This window comes from Bacillus thuringiensis (assembly GCF_001595725.1).
Classification (GTDB): domain Bacteria; phylum Bacillota; class Bacilli; order Bacillales; family Bacillaceae_G; genus Bacillus_A; species Bacillus_A thuringiensis_K.
The window spans coordinates 5,165,843-5,182,227 of the sequence record NZ_CP014282.1 but is presented as its reverse complement, the minus strand read 5'-3'; the positions used below and the strand labels follow the sequence as shown (position 1 = coordinate 5,182,227).

Sequence of the window (16,385 nt, the reverse complement as noted above, 5' to 3'; positions counted from 1 at the left end):
TAACAACTAGTTTTTAGGTAGCATATAAAAACACACCAATTTTTAAAGGTGTGTTCTTTAGTTTTAACATGAGAAAATATATATTTTTGTTGAAGCATATATATTTTTACAAGCGTTGGAGTTCATAGTTTACATGTAATTTAGTATAAGGCATTCTCAGAAAGTAAGTCAATTTGAGCTGGAATATATAGCATTTTTTTACTGAAGAAAAATGATAGTATATAAAAAAAGCAAAAAGCTTTTCCTATTTAAAAATGGAAAAGCTTTTTGCTTTTAAGTGTGTTTGCGAATGAACTTTTGTTTTATAAACCCTAAAACAAATCCACGTATTTGAGGGTCAATTACAATTCCGATCATACCGTATAGTATACCAGTAAGAGTTAAAGAAACTAATGGTGGTAAGTCGATTAATGCAATTCGGTATATACCGTAACTAATAATAAAGGCTAAGGAATTAAATATAATTCCTTTAACTAATAATTGCATGCCTTTACGAATAAAGAGGGTAAATCCGATTAATAGTGTAATTTCGGTAAGGATAGCTGCGGCAGCTGCCCCCATCATTCCATATTTACTACCTAATACAATATAACCTATGATGGCAACAACTAATCCAATAGTCATTGTTGTTGCACGTTTCCATTGCTGGCCAATCGTTGTTAAATTATCGGCTAGTGGATAGTTAATTGATTGTAAAATAACCATAAACGCTAGAATAGCAAGAGCGTTACCAGCGGGAGCGTATTCTTCTCCTAATAAACTAACAATCCAGAAACTTGGATCAGCAATAAAGGGGATAGAAATTCCCATTCCTAAAAAAGACATAAGTTTTAATTCAAAACTTGATAATTTTCTATGTTCTTCAATATTTTTCTCATTACCAAAAGCAAAAAGCCTTGGATAAAAGGCAGCTGCAATTACTCCAGGTATTTGATATAGTACAGCAGGTATTTTAGATGCAGCACCAAAGAATCCAACTTGATTATATGTTGAAACCTTTTCTAATATAATAGGGCCCAATTGTGGTAAGAGCATAATGATGATTCCGTTGATTGTGAAAATAAGTAATTGATCTAAAATGCCTTTATCCCAACCCTTATGAACTTGTGTATAACGTATTGTCATTATAAAGGCGATAACACCTGTTACAAGACTAGATACCCCGTACATAGCAGCAACCATCATAAGTGACCATTGGAAAGACATCCCTAGTAATAGGGCAGCAGCAGCTGTTACACCTTGTAGCACAGAAATAATAGCTGTAAATTGCATGCGTTCTGTTACTTGGAAGTAAGCCATTCCAACACCTTGTAAGGTTGCTCCGAACATTGTTGGTAGAACAACCCAATATACCATCGCACGTAAGTAAGCATCGGGATAGAAGAACTGGGCAAAAATAGCGAAAAGTACAGAAATTACGATAGCTAATATTAAACGAATACGTAAATAACTACTTATTAGCACGCTAATATTGGCATCGCTTCTCGTTCCTTCACGCATAAAGGTATGTGTCAAACCTGCATCTGTAAAGTAACAAATAACAGCTGAAACTGCTAACGCAGTTGTAAACATACCGTAATCACTTGGAGAAACATATCTTGCAAAGAAAATTGTTGCAATAGCCAGTACAAAACGTACAGTAATGTTTCCCACAAACAGGTAGGATGCGTTTTTTAGAATTTTATTTGTTTTCATGAGAAAAGACCTTTCTATTCTTTAGGACCCGGTTAGCTTGTCCTATTTGTAAATTTGATTTGTTCACAGAAAGAGAGAGTATCGTTATATTTTCAGTTTAAGAAAACAGAAATTTAATTCGTACAAACCAAAGCATTGCATATAGTTTTTTACTACGCTTTCCATTCTTTGAATAGATTTTACGGCAATATTTCCTTATATCTTTTTTGATTAATTGAACTTGTGATTTATCTAATCGAGAGTTTTCTTTAATATATATACAAGCGTTATTGATGACTGTATAAGGGAATAAATAAGTCTCAAGAATCTCAATCAGTGACTGAGGGTCTTTTGTAATGAAATCTTGAGATTTATTATGTACCCAATCTTTCATACGATTGAATACTTCCAACTCTTTTGTCGTTTTTAATTCATAATCTTTATACTTAGAAGAAAGATTTCCTTCTGATAAAATTCTATAATAAGTTAAGTATTCATCGACATAACATACATTTGTCACACTCATAAGTTTAAATAAAAACTCTAAATCTTCGCCCCAACTACATCCTGGTGTAAAACGAATGTTATGATCCATTACGATGGATCGTTTGAAAATCCAAGTACTTGTTTGAGCAACAACTTGATGTGTTAGGAATGCTTTTGCCATATCACCTTTAATAAAGTTTGTTGTATGTTCAACCTTCTCGCCTGTTTCTTCGTAGAAATTCATATAACCACAATAGCACGCGTCCATTTCGTTTTTATGCATACTTTTGACTTGCTTCTCAATTTTAGTTGGATGCCATAAGTCATCACTATCAAGGAAAGCGATATATTTTCCGCTAGCATTTTCGATACCTGTATTACGGGCTACCGAAACACCTTGGTTTTTTTGATGAACGTATTTTACTTGCCCTGGGTATTTTTCAGCAAGGTTTTTTACGATAGAAGGTGACTGATCTTTACTTCCATCATCTACAATTACAATTTCGATGTTTTTATATGTTTGATCTAGTATTGACTGTATCGTTTCTTCAATATATTTTTCCGTGTTATACAGGGGTATGACAACAGAAACAAGTTGCTTTTGTTCCATCATAGAATTTTTATCTCCTCAAGTTTTTTATGTCTTGCATCATATATACAAGCCTTTGGAAAGGAAGAAGATTACAAGAACATCTGTATAAGTTTAACGCATATAAACTTTGTAAATCAACTTTCTATTGTTGTACTTTGTATAAAAAGTATTTATTATAGAACGTATTGTGTTGTAAAAATATAGAAAAAAATTTTGAAGGTTATGTATCTGAAGGGAGAAGATGAGATGTTAGGGCGATTTACTCGCAAATCTAATATAGTCCTTTTAGGGATTATTATGATTGTCGGGTTTGCACTTCGTTTTGCAACTTTACAAACACATGGTGCAGATCTATCTATAGCTAGCGATGATATAGGTTATCAAAAAACGGCAAATATTTTATTGGAAACAGGGATGTTAACATACCATGAACCAGATAAACCAACGATTCATATTATGCCGGGTTTTCCAGCCTTATTAGCTGCTGTATTTTACTTTTTTGGAAATGGCAGTGAAGGTATTTTTATAGCCAAATTAATCATTATTCTATTAGGAGTACTTAGTATTTTGCTAACTTATAAGATTGGTACTTATTTATTGAATCCTGCTGCAGGATTAATAGGTGCTTTCTTATTAGCTGTGTATCCTCCAGAGATTGTTATGGAAAATTTAACTTTAACAGAAGGGCCGTTTCTACTCCTTTCATTAGGATTAGTATATTGGAGTTTAAAATTAGCTGATACTCATAAAACGAAACATCTTCTGATTGTATTAATTTTCTATTTTTTAGCACTGTACCTCCGCGTACAAATTGCCTTATATCCAATCTTATTATTTGGGTATCTTTTAATGAAACGCTATCCATTCCGGGTTATGATGAAGCAGGCGATTATAAGCATAGGAATAGGACTTATCGTACTTGGACCATGGTGGGCCCGCAATTACATTCAATTTGATAAATTTATCCCACTAACTGCAGGGGCAGGGAATCCGTTATTACTTGGAACGTATCAAGGGGAAGGTTACCCAGAAGGTAAGGATATGGGGGAACTTGAAATAGAATTACATGCAAAGTACCCTAATCTTGAAGCGCATGAATTTATGGAGTTAGAAGAAAAAATAGCCATTGATAAAATGAAAGAATGGTGGAAAACGAATAAGGGCTCTATGATAGAGAGTTATTTAGTCTTGAAACCAGAAATTCTTTGGAAAAAACCGTATTATTCTATAGAGCATAATATTGAAGTATTCAATGTTTCTGCAAAGGATATGAATGAAATATATAATTTTATTAAGACGACGTTTTTAATATGTACAGTACTTTCATTTATTTTCCTTTTAAAAAGGTGGAGAGAGACTACATTTTTATGGTTAATCCTTTTACTGCAAACAGCTTTAACGTGTTTTTATGTTGCATATGAACGATATGCATTACCGTTAATACCATTCTTATTTATTATAATTGGAGTAGGGACCGTGGCAACGATTATGAAAATTAATAAATTATTGATTAGAAAAAAATAATTTGCAATAAAAAACATCTTAATTTTTTTAAAAAATTAAGATGTTTTTTGTATATATTAATATTTAAATAGAAAACTATTCGTTATCGGTTTCAGTTTGTGTTACTTTTAATTTTTGCTTTAATAACGCATAATCTTGCGTTAATGTTACAAGTTGATGATGTAATTTAGAAATTTTTCTTGTTAAGTCAAAAATTAAGATGAAACAGAATAATAGTCCAAATAAAAATAAAACAGATGGAGGATATTCTACGTGTAATAGTTGTCCAATCCAATTTATAATTTTTTCAGTAGAACTTAAAATTGCCATTGAAACACAAACAAAAATCCATAAAATGGCATATTTAGTTTCTAAAGCTCCACGACGAATGGAATTAATAATTAATAAAAATAATAATAGAATGAAGATAAATGAAAAGGTAATTATAGGCATTTATTATCAACCTTTCACAATTTTTTGCATCAATATAGCAAGGCTTACTTTAATCATGTAATATGCAGATTTAAGAGGTGTAATAGAAGATTGTCCCCCTTGGCGCTCTTGCATATTTACAGATATTTCATTAATGCGTAATTTTTTCTTTTTTAAATGAATAAGGACTTCTGGTTCTGGATAATCTTTTGGATAATTATGTGCAAAAATCTTAATTACTTCTCGATTGATAGCACGATACCCAGAAGTTGGATCCATAAAGGTTTGTTTTGTTAGTACTTTCAGTAGAGCAGTAAAATAAAAAATACCAACTCTTCTGGAAATACTACCTTTATAAGCTGTTTTCTCTGTAAAACGTGAACCTAGCACCATATCGCATTGGTCTTCAGCAATAGGTTTTATAATTTTGTACAAGTCATCAGGATTATGTTGCCCATCAGCATCGAACTGAATTGCAATATCATATCCATTTTCATAAGCGTATTTATAACCAGTTTGTACAGCTGAGCCAATACCTAGGTTATATGGTAAGTTCACAAGGTGAACAGGAAAATCATTTACGATTTGAGCTGTTTTATCATGTGATCCATCATTAATAACGCAAATGCTTAATTCTGTAAAATGCTGTTTTAGTTTTAATAGTCTTGTTAATGTATCTGCAATTGCTTCTTCCTCGTTATACGCAGGAATAATAATTAACGTTTTTGGTATTGAAATTGGTACCTCAATAGACATTATCGCACCATCCCTTATATACTTAATTATATTATAGTTATTTTTAAACGAACCTTATCTAATATACCATTAATAGTATAGCAAAATAAAGGAAAAACTGGTGGGTTATTTTAGGAGACAAACAGTAAATAAAAGATAAGAGCTGGAATTTTTTTATAATAAAAAATACATGCAAGGATGAAATAAACCTGTGCATGTATGAAGTGAGAGTAGCGTATTATATATTCCATGGCTTACTTAAAGTTAAAACTTCAGCCATCTCTTTACTTTTTAAACGTCCCTTTTTTCGGTTTTCCGCGCGTTCTAAACCGGTTGTGTGTAACCAATGTTCTTCCTGAGTTTCAGGGAGTACTTGTGGTACGGACGAAGGTTTTCCATCTTTTATTGCCACAAATGTAATAAAGCAAGTAGCGGCAATTCTACGCTCGCCTGCTAATAAATTTTCTGCGATTACTTTTACGAAAACTTCCATTGAAGATTTCCCTGTATAACATACAAATGCTTCATAACAAACAGAATCAGCTTGGTGAATTGGAGTTAAAAAATCAACTGAATCAATAGATGCTGTTACGCAATGTTTACGACTATGTCTTGCAGCCGCAATCGAAGCAATACTATCAATTTCTGCTAATAATTTCCCTCCAAAAAGTGTTTGGTGATTATTTAAATCGTTAGGAAAAACACGTGTTGTCTTAATTGCTTTAGATTCTCGCATGAATTTCTTTTCCATATATTCAGCCCCTATAGTCTGTTTTCAATCAGAATAATATGTGTAAGTGGATTACTCATATTAGATATTTAATGAAGTAAAGTGTATTCCAAAAGAGGATTATTTAAACTTCTGTATTTGTATTCATGTAACTGAAAGAAAATTTATTTTATCTAAAATGTAGTGTAAAAGAGGATTCGCTTACATTGCAAGTAAAAAGTAATGACTATGTATTTGTCATAGAAATTCTCTATCAGCCGTGTACCCATTCATGGTAGAATCGTTTTGTTATGAATGGAAATAGAGGTGCAATGGACATATGAATCATATACAAACAAATTTTTCATCTTTCTTCAATAAAATTATGATCGGTGCGATGCTCGCATTTTTTGTTTATAGTTGTTGGGCAGCATTTGAGACAAGTAAGCAATTTTTTGGAGGAAGTACAACAAGTGTAACAATCATATTGGCAATTTTCGTCATACTCATTTTGCTAGTGACATCAATTCTACAATATCGTTTTACAGATAAACAATTTCTTACTTTTCTTATAAGTATAACTATAGTTGTAAGGCTTAGTATGCTGTTATTTGTAGATGCTCCAATAATTGGTGATATGAAAGTGATGTATGAGTCTGCAAAGCAGATTGCAATTGGTAATAATATAGGGACTGTAACTCATTTACCTTTTATTATATATGAGTCAATAATTATTCGTATATTTGGTGATACATTATTCGCTTTACAACTATTTAATGTGTTATTTTGCGCAGGAACCTCATTTTTTATTTATCGTATTGCGGCAATGGTTTTTGGAGAAGAATGCGGTCGTATTGCTTCCGTATTTTATGCTCTGTATATTCCAAATATATTCATGAGTTCCGTATTAACTCCTGAGTCACTTGCAATATTTTTATTTTATTCTGCTTGTTACATACTTTTATATAAAGGATTAGATCATCCTTATATGTGGGTGTTTTCGGCAATTTTATTTGCATTTAGTAATATGATTTTCCCAATGGGATTATTTCTTCCTATTTTTATCACGGTATATGTATTATTAATCGAAGTATTTCAATCAGCAACGAAACAAAAGGTGTTACTAAAGATGATAGGGATACTTATTCTATTTTATAGTGCCCATTTTGGTGTGAATTATGGAATTAAAACAATGGGGATGTCACAATATACGATTGCAAATGAGACGTATGTTCAATCTGTTTTAATTGGAAAAACCCAACATGAGGAAAAAATATCAAAAAATCAAAGTGTAACAGAGCATATTGATCAAAAGTTAAAAGAGATTGAGGGAGAAAGATTTAAACTTTTAGAACCGATAATAAATCAGTTTTCAGATGAGGGGATAAATTCTATTCTTTTCAAATGTGAAAAACTGATATATATAGCAGTAATATTGTTTATGACTATAGCTCTATTACACTTCCTTATTAAGAAACAACAAAATGAGGGATATATGTTGTTCTTATTTTTCATTAGTGGCTACGTATTGTTAAAGCTCTTCCAAGTAGATATGGCATATTACAATGTAATTATGCCAGCATTGTTTATTTTGCAGAGCTTTGGTATTTATATGAGTTATGTGTATTGTCAAAAAATATTTTTCAGAAAATAAAAAGAATCCATTCTGGATTCTTTTTTGATGGGAGATGAAATTTAGTAGTCAGTGTAGATGAAAAGTATGCCTGACCTGAATTTTATCCCGCTATTTTCTAGGCAGTAAGACCCCCATCTCAAAATTCAGCGAAAGCAAAGAAATTAGGTGGGAACCCTGCTGCTCGTAAAAGCCTGATTGGTGAGGGCTAATAATCAGTGGGGAATGAACAAAACTCCCACTGATTAAAGTTTTACTTTATCTTATCGATTTAGTTCTAGTTGCAAATTATCGGCTGTTAGAGCCATTTGTGAGGAGTCATCTTGAATTCCTTTCATTACTTGTGAAATAGCTTGTAGTTCGTGTTCAATTTTCTTATTCTGTTCTTTTGAGTTAGACATATCTTGTACGATTTCTTGGAAGTATCGATCTGTTGCCGACATACTATCCGTTCCTTCCGATACGAGAGAGCTAATTTGTTTCACGGAAGACGAGACACGGGTAATTTGTTCATTTGTTTTTTCGACGAGCTTTGTAACGTTAAATATAGATTCTTTCGTTTGCTCTGATAATTTTCGGATTTCACCAGCAACAACAGAAAACCCCTTCCCAAATTCTCCAGCACGTGCAGACTCGATAGCAGCGTTTAGTGCGAGTAAATTTGTTTGCTCCGCAATTGATTTAACAATATCTATGATTTCATTAATTTTGTTAGAAATATTAAGAAGTTCATGAGTATCTGTAATAATCGTTTCCATATTCATTTGAATAGATCCCATTCGTTTATTCTGCTGGTTTAATTGTTCTTTCCCTTTATTCGCTTTTTCTTCAGATGTTGTAGCTAATGATGTACCTGTTTTAGCGATCTCTACAATAGTTTCAGATTTGGCGGTTAGTTTTTGAATAGAAGAGCTTGTTTTTTCAGATACAGCAGCTAGTTCTGTTGCGATATGCGTAATTGTCATAGCAGTTAGTTCTTTTTCTTTTTCATGCTCTTTTTGCATTCTTTCATATTCAGATTCATAAGCTGCAAGAACAAGTTCTTGTTCAAGAGTGAATAATTTATTTATGACATTTATAGAATAGGAAAAATCATCGATTGTCGTTATTTTTGTTTGCAAAATCTTCATGATAGAGCGGAATAATTCTTGATAAGCAGCAGTATACCATTTTCGATGTAAACCAATTTGTACATGTCTTTTGGCGATCCTAACACGTTGTTCAATAAAATCTTCATGCATATTGCCGCTGAATAATTCTTTAATATGTGTTTTTAAAGTTTGTTTTAGTTTTGGAATAGAGCTGTAACGTTCAATAATAGTAATTAAATTAGGTTGTTTTGTAATGTTGGCATAGAATTTTTCAGTAATCCAATCAATTTCTGCATAAATAAAAGGCTGTAGTACTTTTACAACTTGTAAATCTTCTTTTGAAATATGTAGCATATCCATTTGAATTTTCAATTCAGAATTAGTAGGGACATTAAAAGTTATTTGTTGGTCCTTACTTAATTCGATTATACTGGCATTTGTTTTATTAATACTTTTTTTGAAAACCCCAAGCATCATTCTTCCTCCCCTGTATATAAAGCGTTTTCAATTTTAAAACTAATATAGAGTAATTATATATGCTTATATACAATTACTCTATATTAGTTCGTTGAATAGTATATAAATTAAGAGAATTCTAGATAGAATTCTCTTAATGGCCTTTATTAATTTTAGCATGTGTTTTAAAGAAAACAGGGAAATGCACATTATATATTACAGTGACGACACGAATAACAAATGTTACTAATAAACAAACATAAAAAGCTAATACGTGCGCCCCCATAGCGTGTGTGATTAGGAAGCTAATTGCTCCTAAGATAGAAGCGATTGCGTAAATCTCTTTTCGGAATACGTAAGGGATATCTTGAGCGCAAATGTCACGCAAAATACCGCCTCCAATACCTGTAATGACTCCCATTGAAACAACTAGAAATGAGGCGTCAACATGATGTGACATTGCCGCATTTGCACCAATAGCTGTAAAAACGCCTAAGCCAACAGCATCAGAAAGCATAATAACGACTTGAAGTTTATTGATACGCTCAAAAAACATACAAGTAAATAATGCTGATAATACACTTACGAAAAAGTAAATGGGTTTTACAAATGCGACAGGGGGCAGGTTACCAATCATGATATCACGAATAATACCGCCGCCGAGCGCAGTAGCTACAGCTAAACAAAGGACACCAAATAAATCTAAATCTTTTTTTAAACCAACTAATGTACCAGAAATGGCAGCGGCGATAATGCCAAGAAACGTAAATATATCGATTAATAACATGGCCTTAATCCCTTCCTCTTAAAGATGTTCCAGAGAAAAAATATACACTAAAGTATTGGAAATAACAATTACTTTTCGCTACATGTAGAAAAACGGATAAAATACATAAAGAAAGCGTTTGAAAATGTTTGGAAAATAGACATAAAGTATTTTGAAAAAGGTATGAAAAGATTAACTTTACATTTTTTGATGTTACCTATTTGGTGAAATATTACAGTGATAGGCACTTTATTTATGCTTGTATAAATTGATAAATAAATATGTATATACTGACAAAAATAAGGGGATGGTTGTTAGATAGCTTTTGTAAAAATAGGGGATTATAGCTAAAGGACAGTAATTTCTATTATTGATTAATACTTGTCCTGGCTAGTTTTAGCTGGAAAAATAGTTCTCGATTTGAATATGAGTTATGTTATAATTGCTAGGTGTGTTTTAACGATAATAAATTATGATTAAAAGATAATGTTAAGATTTTGTATGGAGGTCTTGGAATGTTAGCAAATCAAGCTAGGGTTAGATTTGAGCATTTTTTGCTCTTTTTTATTATTTTACAGCCTGTTTTAGATTTATTAACGTCTCTTAGCATCACTTTATTAAAGTCAAATGCTACCGTTGGAATTTTAGTAAGATTCCTTATTATGGCTGTTGGTGGCATTTACATTTTAATTCAGGCAAAAGAGAAGGAAAATAGAAAGTTTTTAATTTATCTTATATTATTAGCCGGAGTTTTAGGAGTAGGATTTATTAATAACAAATTAGTTAAGGATCCTATTGTACTTAGTGAAGAAGTTAAATTCGTTGCGAAAGCATTATATATATATATCATGCTGGGATCATACATTTTAGCTTTAAAATCATTGAAAAAGACAGTTAATATTAGTGATAAGGTTCGAAATAGTATTGTATATTCTACATTAATCATTAACGCAATTATGGTTATTTCTATTTCAACATCTACTGACTTTGGTAGTTATGAATGGATGAAAGTGGGTTCTCGAGGTTGGTTCTATGCAGGGAATGAACTAGGTTCAATCTTAGCTATTATTTTCCCTATTGTAGTACTATATTCTATTCAAAAAACAAAGAGCTGGAAACACATTTTATATTGGATTCCATCACTTTTAATGATTTATTCGCTAATTCAAGTTGGTACAAAAGTAGGGATGGGCTCAATTGGTGCTACGTTAGCGGCAGCAATCGGGATTATTTTACTACAATTATTATTTGATAGAAAAAATCCGAACAAAAAATCCCTTGCGCTTAATGCAGTAATTGCTATTGTCCTATTAGCTGGTGTAGTTGGAACGTTTAAACAAACGCCATTAGCACAAAATATGGGTATTCACAATAATTATTTATCAGAGCAAAATGTGGCACAGCAAGGTCAAAAAGAAAAAGAAATTAAAGAGAAGCTGAAAAAAGAGCAAGAACTTAAAGCAAAAGAAGAAAATCATCATAAAGTTGAAAAGCCAGAAGAAAAGGCGAAGATAGAAGAGGAAGTTAAGAAAGAGCTTGAGAAAGAGCAAAAGAAAGAAAATCAAGAAAATCTTATTTTCAGTGGACGTCAAGTATATGAAGAAAGACATAAGCAGTTCTTTAAAGAAGCACCAGTGTCACAAAAGTTATTAGGCATGGGTTATGCAGGTAACTTTAAATACAATGAACAAAAGCAGCCAGATCCAAAACTAATTGAAATGGACTTCCATGATTGGTTTTATGATTTCGGGATTATTGGCTTTGTATTACTAATGATTCCATTTATTTATTACGGGCTAAGAATTCTACTAGCATTTGCTACGAGATTTAAGGACATATTTAATATAAAATATGGAATGATTTCAGCAAGCTTATTGTTAGCGTTAGGTATTGCTTATATTGCAGGACATATTTTAACAGCACCAGGAGTTGGGATTTACTTTGTAGTGGTGTTAGCTTATCTAATAGTAGACCTAGAAATTGAATGATAAAAATAAAAGCTAACTTTTGTTAGCTTTTATTTTTTAGTACAGTAAAATAAAAATAGATGGAAACGTAGCGAGGATTTAAAGGAGGAAAAAATATGAGAATATTGCATATGAATGCAGGAGCAGAAGATGGGGGAGGGAAAACACATATTATTTCACTTCTCGATCAGTTTCCAACTGGTGAAGTAGAATTAGCAGTATTTGAAGATGGAATTGTTGCGAAAGAAGCAAGGGAGTTAGGGATAAAAGTCCATGTGTTTTCACAAAAATCGCGCTATGATTTATCCATTTTAAAGAATATAAGTAAATTTATTAATAAAGAAAAATTTGATGTAGTTCATACGCATGGCCCTAGGGCTAATTTCTATGTTTCTTTAATGAAAAAGAGAATAAAGGCAAAATGGGTAACGACTATTCATAGTGATCCATTTCAAGACTTTACTAAACAGGGCTTAAAAGGTTGGATTTTTACGAAATTAAATTTGAAAGCCTTAAAAAATATAGACTTATTTTTCGTTGTAACAAATAGATTGAAAAAAAGCCTGGCAGCATTAGGTATTTCAAATGAAAAGATGCATGTTATTTATAATGGAATTGAATACGATAAGGAAAAAGCAGAAGGCTATAATAAAAAAGAAATGTTCAATATTGATGAAGATGTATTTACGGCAATCCAAGTAGCACGATTACATCCTGTCAAAGGACATGAAGTTTTATTTGATGCGTTACAACAAACAAAATTAGAGAAAATTAAAGTATTATTAGTTGGTGATGGCCCATTAGAAGAAAATCTAAAGTCATTAGCTACTGAAAAAGGGATTAACGATAAAGTAGAGTTTTTAGGACATCGTCAAGATGTAAAACAATTATTTGCGTCGTCACATGTAAATTTATTAACTTCCCATAGTGAAGGGTTCCCACTAGTTTTATTAGAAGCGGCAAATCAACGCGTACCATCAATTGTGACTAGGGCTGGAGAAATTGAACCCTTAATCGTAGATGAAACTTACGGATGGATTGTACCGACAGGTGATGGAAAGGCATTGGCATTAGCTTTAGAAGAAGCGTATGATAAGTGGAAAACTGGAGAGTTAGCAGCAATGGGTAAACATATTTATGAGCATGCTACTATGAACTTCTCACTTCAAAAACTATATGAAGATACAAAGGAAACATATAAGCAATTAATAGCAAAAAACTTGTAATGATAGAGAGGATAGTTAACTATGGCAGTACAAACAGTTGATATTCTAGGCGTTCCTTTTTCTACAATGACAATGGATGAAACGGTCCAATATTTAAAAGAACAACTAGAATCGGAGCGAACTCATACGTTTCAGGTAGTAACAGCAAACCCTGAAATTGTTATGTGTGCAAAAAAGGATGAAAAGTTCTATCAAACATTATTGAATACAGATTTAATTACACCTGATGGCATTGGTGTTGTAAAAGCAAGCGGTATGCTTGGTACACCTTTAAAAGAACGTGTAGCAGGTTTTGATTTAATGTGTAATTTACTGGCGAAGTTATCAGAAGATAGCAAACCGGTATCTGTTTTCTTATTAGGTGCAAAGCCGCATGTTGTGCAAGCTGCAGCAGAGCATTTAACAAAGACATATTCAGCTGTATCCATTGCTGGTATACAAGATGGTTATTTTAAACAAGAAGACGAAGAGAATATTATTTCTCGCATTCAAGAAGCAAAACCAGATTTATTACTTGTTGCACTTGGTTTCCCGAGACAAGAAAACTTTATCCAAAACAATAAGCATCGTTTAGAAACGAAAATGGCTGTTGGAGTGGGTGGAAGTTTAGACGTATGGGCTGGAGAGGTAAAACGTGCACCAAAATGGATTCAAGCGATTCATTTAGAGTGGTTTTATAGATTATGCAGTAATCCAACACGCTGGCGTCGTCAGTTAGTATTAGCGGAATTTTTAAAAGAAGTAATGCGTTCGAAAAAGTAGCGAAATATCGCTGCTTTTTTTATTTGTTCATTTTTAATAAATTGAAACTTTAATCAGTGAGGCATCCCCACTGATTATTAGCCCGCACCAATCAGGATAGACGTTTTACTTTTTGGGAATGATGAAGGAGAATTTTTTACACAAAAGTATTTTACTTATACAATTCACACATGTAAAATGATGTGTAAAGACACCTGTGTAAGGAGGACTTCTAGTGGGCAAGGTAAAAGAAATTTCGAAGCGCAAACTACTTGGGATAGCTGGGCTTGGATGGCTATTTGATGCAATGGATGTTGGAATGCTTTCATTTGTAATGGTAGCCTTGCAAAAGGATTGGGGATTAACGAGCCAGGAAATGGGCTGGATAGGCAGTATTAACTCAATCGGTATGGCAGTAGGAGCGCTTATTTTTGGAATACTATCAGATAAAATAGGACGAAAATCAGTCTTTATTATTACATTATTATTATTTTCTATCGGTAGTGGTTTAACTGCATTAACGACGACACTCGCGATGTTTCTCGTTTTACGCTTTTTAATTGGCATGGGGCTTGGCGGAGAGCTTCCGGTTGCCTCTACACTAGTATCAGAGAGTGTTGAAGCGCATGAACGTGGGAAAATTGTTGTGTTATTAGAAAGTTTTTGGGCAGGTGGATGGCTAATTGCAGCTCTTATCTCGTATTTTGTTATTCCTAAATATGGTTGGGAAGTTGCGATGGTATTGAGTGCAGTTCCAGCACTATATGCTTTATATTTAAGATGGAATTTACCGGATTCCCCAAGGTTCCAAAAAGTTGAAAAAAGGCCATCTGTTATTGAAAATATAAAATCAGTTTGGTCTGGGGAATATCGTAAAGCAACAATTATGCTATGGATTCTATGGTTTTGTGTTGTCTTTTCCTATTATGGAATGTTCCTTTGGTTACCGAGTGTAATGGTGCTAAAAGGATTTAGTTTAATAAAAAGTTTCCAATATGTACTTATTATGACATTAGCTCAACTTCCAGGATATTTCACCGCTGCTTGGTTTATTGAACGTCTCGGTCGTAAATTTGTTTTGGTTACGTATTTAATCGGGACAGCTTGCAGTGCCTATTTGTTTGGGGTTGCGGATTCATTAACAGTATTAATCGTTGCAGGTATGTTACTATCCTTCTTTAATTTAGGTGCTTGGGGAGCATTATATGCCTATACACCTGAGCAGTATCCAACGGTTATTCGTGGTACAGGTGCAGGAATGGCAGCAGCATTTGGTCGTATTGGTGGTATTCTTGGACCATTATTAGTGGGGTATTTAGTTGCCTCAGAAGCTTCACTATCATTAATATTTACGATTTTCTGTGGATCAATTTTAATTGGGGTATTTGCTGTAATAATACTTGGTCAGGAAACGAAGCAACGAGAATTAGTATAAAGTGAAATTTTAAACGTATCCCTGATCATTTATTACCCTACAATACTCAGCTCTTTATAGGTAGTTAGTGTAGGATAAAGGGAGAGAGGAAACCGAAGTGGTTTCCTTTTTTCTGTTTTTTTAGATAAATAATGGTATAGTAAGAAAAAGGGATTATTTCTTATAAAAGCGAATGTATACAGCAGAGCATATGGACAAAGAATTAGGTGGTTGAAGAAATGAAAATTTTACTGATCATGGAAGAGGCAGAAGAGAGAAGAGAGTTAGCTGAAAATTTCACTGAAAATATGAGAAATGTAGAATGTTTTGAAGCAAAGACAGGAACAGAATCTTTATTTATGATGAAAAAACATATACCAGACTTTGTTTTTTTAAGTTCCAAATTACTAGATGGTACTGGTTTTGAATATGCAAGTTTATTACGAGAAATAAATTGCTATACAAAATTTATTTTTGTAGGTGAAAACATAGAAGAATCTATTACAGCTTTTCGTTTCCAAGCATTTTATTATTTATTACGACCATTTCGTGAAGAAGATTTACAATTTCTTTTATATAAAATAGGTAAAGAACAAGGTGAGAAAGCAAAGAGTTATTTGCGTAAACTACCGATAGAAAGTCAAGAGGGTATACGATACATTCTTCCAGAAGATATCGTATATGTAAGTAAAAATAAAGAAAATAAAACTGTTTCAATTTACACAACGAATAATCAGTATATTTCAACATATACACTTCAGGAATTAGAAAATAAGCTAAATGTATATGATTTTTTACGTGTGCATAAAAGCTATTTAATTAATATGTCATATGTAAAAGAACTGAAACCTTATTACAATGGCACGTATAATTTGTATTTAGATAGGTATGATGAGCAACCGATTCCAGTCAGTCGTAATTATGTAAAACGCCTTCGAAATAACATTGAATTATAGTAGG

General features: G+C 32.6%; 14 protein-coding genes and 1 pseudogene. 7 read left to right on the top strand and 8 right to left on the bottom strand.

Features of this window, described 5'->3' with window-relative positions; all coding sequences use genetic code 11:
• Window positions 1–273 precede the first annotated feature (273 nt).
• Together AXW78_RS26080 and AXW78_RS26075 are read right to left on the bottom strand one after the other, a co-directional pair.
• Entirely contained in the window at window positions 274–1,695 is a 1,422-nt protein-coding gene (locus AXW78_RS26080; protein WP_061884815.1) for an oligosaccharide flippase family protein, read from the bottom strand.
• Window positions 1,696–1,792: 97 nt separating this feature from the next.
• A complete protein-coding gene (locus tag AXW78_RS26075) occupies window positions 1,793–2,773 on the bottom strand; it encodes a glycosyltransferase family 2 protein (RefSeq protein WP_061884814.1) in 981 nt (326 codons plus the stop codon).
• 225 nt (window positions 2,774–2,998) lie between these two features.
• Between AXW78_RS26075 and AXW78_RS26070 the strand changes: the two genes are divergently transcribed.
• Window positions 2,999–4,276, top strand: coding sequence for a glycosyltransferase family 39 protein (locus AXW78_RS26070; RefSeq protein ID WP_061884813.1), 1,278 nt, complete (start codon window positions 2,999–3,001; stop codon window positions 4,274–4,276).
• Window positions 4,277–4,351: 75 nt separating this feature from the next.
• Here AXW78_RS26070 and AXW78_RS26065 read toward each other — a convergent pair whose 3' ends face one another.
• The 3 genes from AXW78_RS26065 to AXW78_RS26055 all read right to left on the bottom strand — a co-directional run bounded on the left by AXW78_RS26065 (window position 4,352) and on the right by AXW78_RS26055 (window position 6,173).
• Complete coding sequence (locus tag AXW78_RS26065) at window positions 4,352–4,708, bottom strand: DUF2304 domain-containing protein (protein ID WP_001121769.1); 357 nt, start codon at window positions 4,706–4,708, stop codon at window positions 4,352–4,354.
• A gap of 6 nt (window positions 4,709–4,714) precedes the next feature.
• Complete coding sequence (locus tag AXW78_RS26060) at window positions 4,715–5,443, bottom strand: glycosyltransferase family 2 protein (protein WP_000021478.1); 729 nt, start codon at window positions 5,441–5,443, stop codon at window positions 4,715–4,717.
• A gap of 217 nt (window positions 5,444–5,660) precedes the next feature.
• Window positions 5,661–6,173 carry an acyl-CoA thioesterase gene (locus AXW78_RS26055; protein WP_000412126.1) on the bottom strand — a complete coding sequence of 171 codons (513 nt, stop codon included), beginning with the start codon at window positions 6,171–6,173 and terminating at the stop codon, window positions 5,661–5,663.
• 298 nt (window positions 6,174–6,471) lie between these two features.
• On the opposite strand from AXW78_RS26055, the gene AXW78_RS26050 reads away from it, so the two are divergent.
• Complete coding sequence (locus AXW78_RS26050; RefSeq protein WP_061884812.1) at window positions 6,472–7,785, top strand: ArnT family glycosyltransferase; 1,314 nt, start codon at window positions 6,472–6,474, stop codon at window positions 7,783–7,785.
• A gap of 242 nt (window positions 7,786–8,027) precedes the next feature.
• Here AXW78_RS26050 and AXW78_RS35770 read toward each other — a convergent pair whose 3' ends face one another.
• The 3 genes and pseudogenes from AXW78_RS35770 to AXW78_RS26040 all read right to left on the bottom strand — a co-directional run bounded on the left by AXW78_RS35770 (window position 8,028) and on the right by AXW78_RS26040 (window position 10,098).
• Window positions 8,028–8,834 (bottom strand): methyl-accepting chemotaxis protein, encoded by an 807-nt coding sequence (locus AXW78_RS35770; RefSeq protein WP_431521029.1) that lies wholly within the window; start codon window positions 8,832–8,834, stop codon window positions 8,028–8,030.
• Window positions 8,832–9,209: pseudogene (locus AXW78_RS35765) on the bottom strand (protoglobin family protein); the annotation flags it as partial. The pseudogene AXW78_RS35765 and the gene AXW78_RS35770, both read right to left, overlap by 3 nt.
• Before the next feature lie 256 nt (window positions 9,210–9,465).
• Window positions 9,466–10,098: a trimeric intracellular cation channel family protein gene (locus AXW78_RS26040; protein ID WP_000924371.1), complete on the bottom strand. Its 633-nt coding sequence runs from the start codon at window positions 10,096–10,098 to the stop codon at window positions 9,466–9,468.
• Window positions 10,099–10,592: 494 nt separating this feature from the next.
• On the opposite strand from AXW78_RS26040, the gene AXW78_RS26035 reads away from it, so the two are divergent.
• The 5 genes from AXW78_RS26035 (at window position 10,593) to AXW78_RS26015 (ending at window position 16,381) form a co-directional block, all read left to right on the top strand.
• Complete coding sequence (locus AXW78_RS26035; RefSeq protein ID WP_000880762.1) at window positions 10,593–12,065, top strand: O-antigen ligase family protein; 1,473 nt, start codon at window positions 10,593–10,595, stop codon at window positions 12,063–12,065.
• A 95-nt stretch (window positions 12,066–12,160) separates the two neighbouring features.
• Entirely contained in the window at window positions 12,161–13,270 is a 1,110-nt protein-coding gene (locus AXW78_RS26030) for a glycosyltransferase family 4 protein (RefSeq protein WP_001221237.1), read from the top strand.
• Between the two features lie 21 nt (window positions 13,271–13,291).
• Complete coding sequence (locus AXW78_RS26025; protein ID WP_000290757.1) at window positions 13,292–14,032, top strand: WecB/TagA/CpsF family glycosyltransferase; 741 nt, start codon at window positions 13,292–13,294, stop codon at window positions 14,030–14,032.
• Between the two features lie 214 nt (window positions 14,033–14,246).
• Window positions 14,247–15,446: an MFS transporter gene (locus AXW78_RS26020; RefSeq protein ID WP_000521103.1), complete on the top strand. Its 1,200-nt coding sequence runs from the start codon at window positions 14,247–14,249 to the stop codon at window positions 15,444–15,446.
• 218 nt (window positions 15,447–15,664) lie between these two features.
• Window positions 15,665–16,381 (top strand): LytR/AlgR family response regulator transcription factor, encoded by a 717-nt coding sequence (locus tag AXW78_RS26015; RefSeq protein ID WP_000698257.1) that lies wholly within the window; start codon window positions 15,665–15,667, stop codon window positions 16,379–16,381.
• The last annotated feature ends 4 nt before the right edge of the window (window positions 16,382–16,385 follow it).

Excerpts from the sequence above, each read along its gene's own strand:
- AXW78_RS26080 (WP_061884815.1), bottom strand. The coding sequence starts at position 1,695 with ATGAAAACAAATAAAATTCTAAAAAACGCATCCTACCTGTTTGTGGGA.
- AXW78_RS26075 (WP_061884814.1), bottom strand. The coding sequence starts at position 2,773 with ATGATGGAACAAAAGCAACTTGTTTCTGTTGTCATACCCCTGTATAAC.
- AXW78_RS26070 (WP_061884813.1), top strand. The coding sequence starts at position 2,999 with ATGTTAGGGCGATTTACTCGCAAATCTAATATAGTCCTTTTAGGGATT.
- AXW78_RS26065 (WP_001121769.1), bottom strand. The coding sequence starts at position 4,708 with ATGCCTATAATTACCTTTTCATTTATCTTCATTCTATTATTATTTTTA.
- AXW78_RS26060 (WP_000021478.1), bottom strand. The coding sequence starts at position 5,443 with ATGTCTATTGAGGTACCAATTTCAATACCAAAAACGTTAATTATTATT.
- AXW78_RS26055 (WP_000412126.1), bottom strand. The coding sequence starts at position 6,173 with ATGGAAAAGAAATTCATGCGAGAATCTAAAGCAATTAAGACAACACGT.
- AXW78_RS26050 (WP_061884812.1), top strand. The coding sequence starts at position 6,472 with ATGAATCATATACAAACAAATTTTTCATCTTTCTTCAATAAAATTATG.
- AXW78_RS26040 (WP_000924371.1), bottom strand. The coding sequence starts at position 10,098 with ATGTTATTAATCGATATATTTACGTTTCTTGGCATTATCGCCGCTGCC.
- AXW78_RS26035 (WP_000880762.1), top strand. The coding sequence starts at position 10,593 with ATGTTAGCAAATCAAGCTAGGGTTAGATTTGAGCATTTTTTGCTCTTT.
- AXW78_RS26030 (WP_001221237.1), top strand. The coding sequence starts at position 12,161 with ATGAGAATATTGCATATGAATGCAGGAGCAGAAGATGGGGGAGGGAAA.
- AXW78_RS26025 (WP_000290757.1), top strand. The coding sequence starts at position 13,292 with ATGGCAGTACAAACAGTTGATATTCTAGGCGTTCCTTTTTCTACAATG.
- AXW78_RS26015 (WP_000698257.1), top strand. The coding sequence starts at position 15,665 with ATGAAAATTTTACTGATCATGGAAGAGGCAGAAGAGAGAAGAGAGTTA.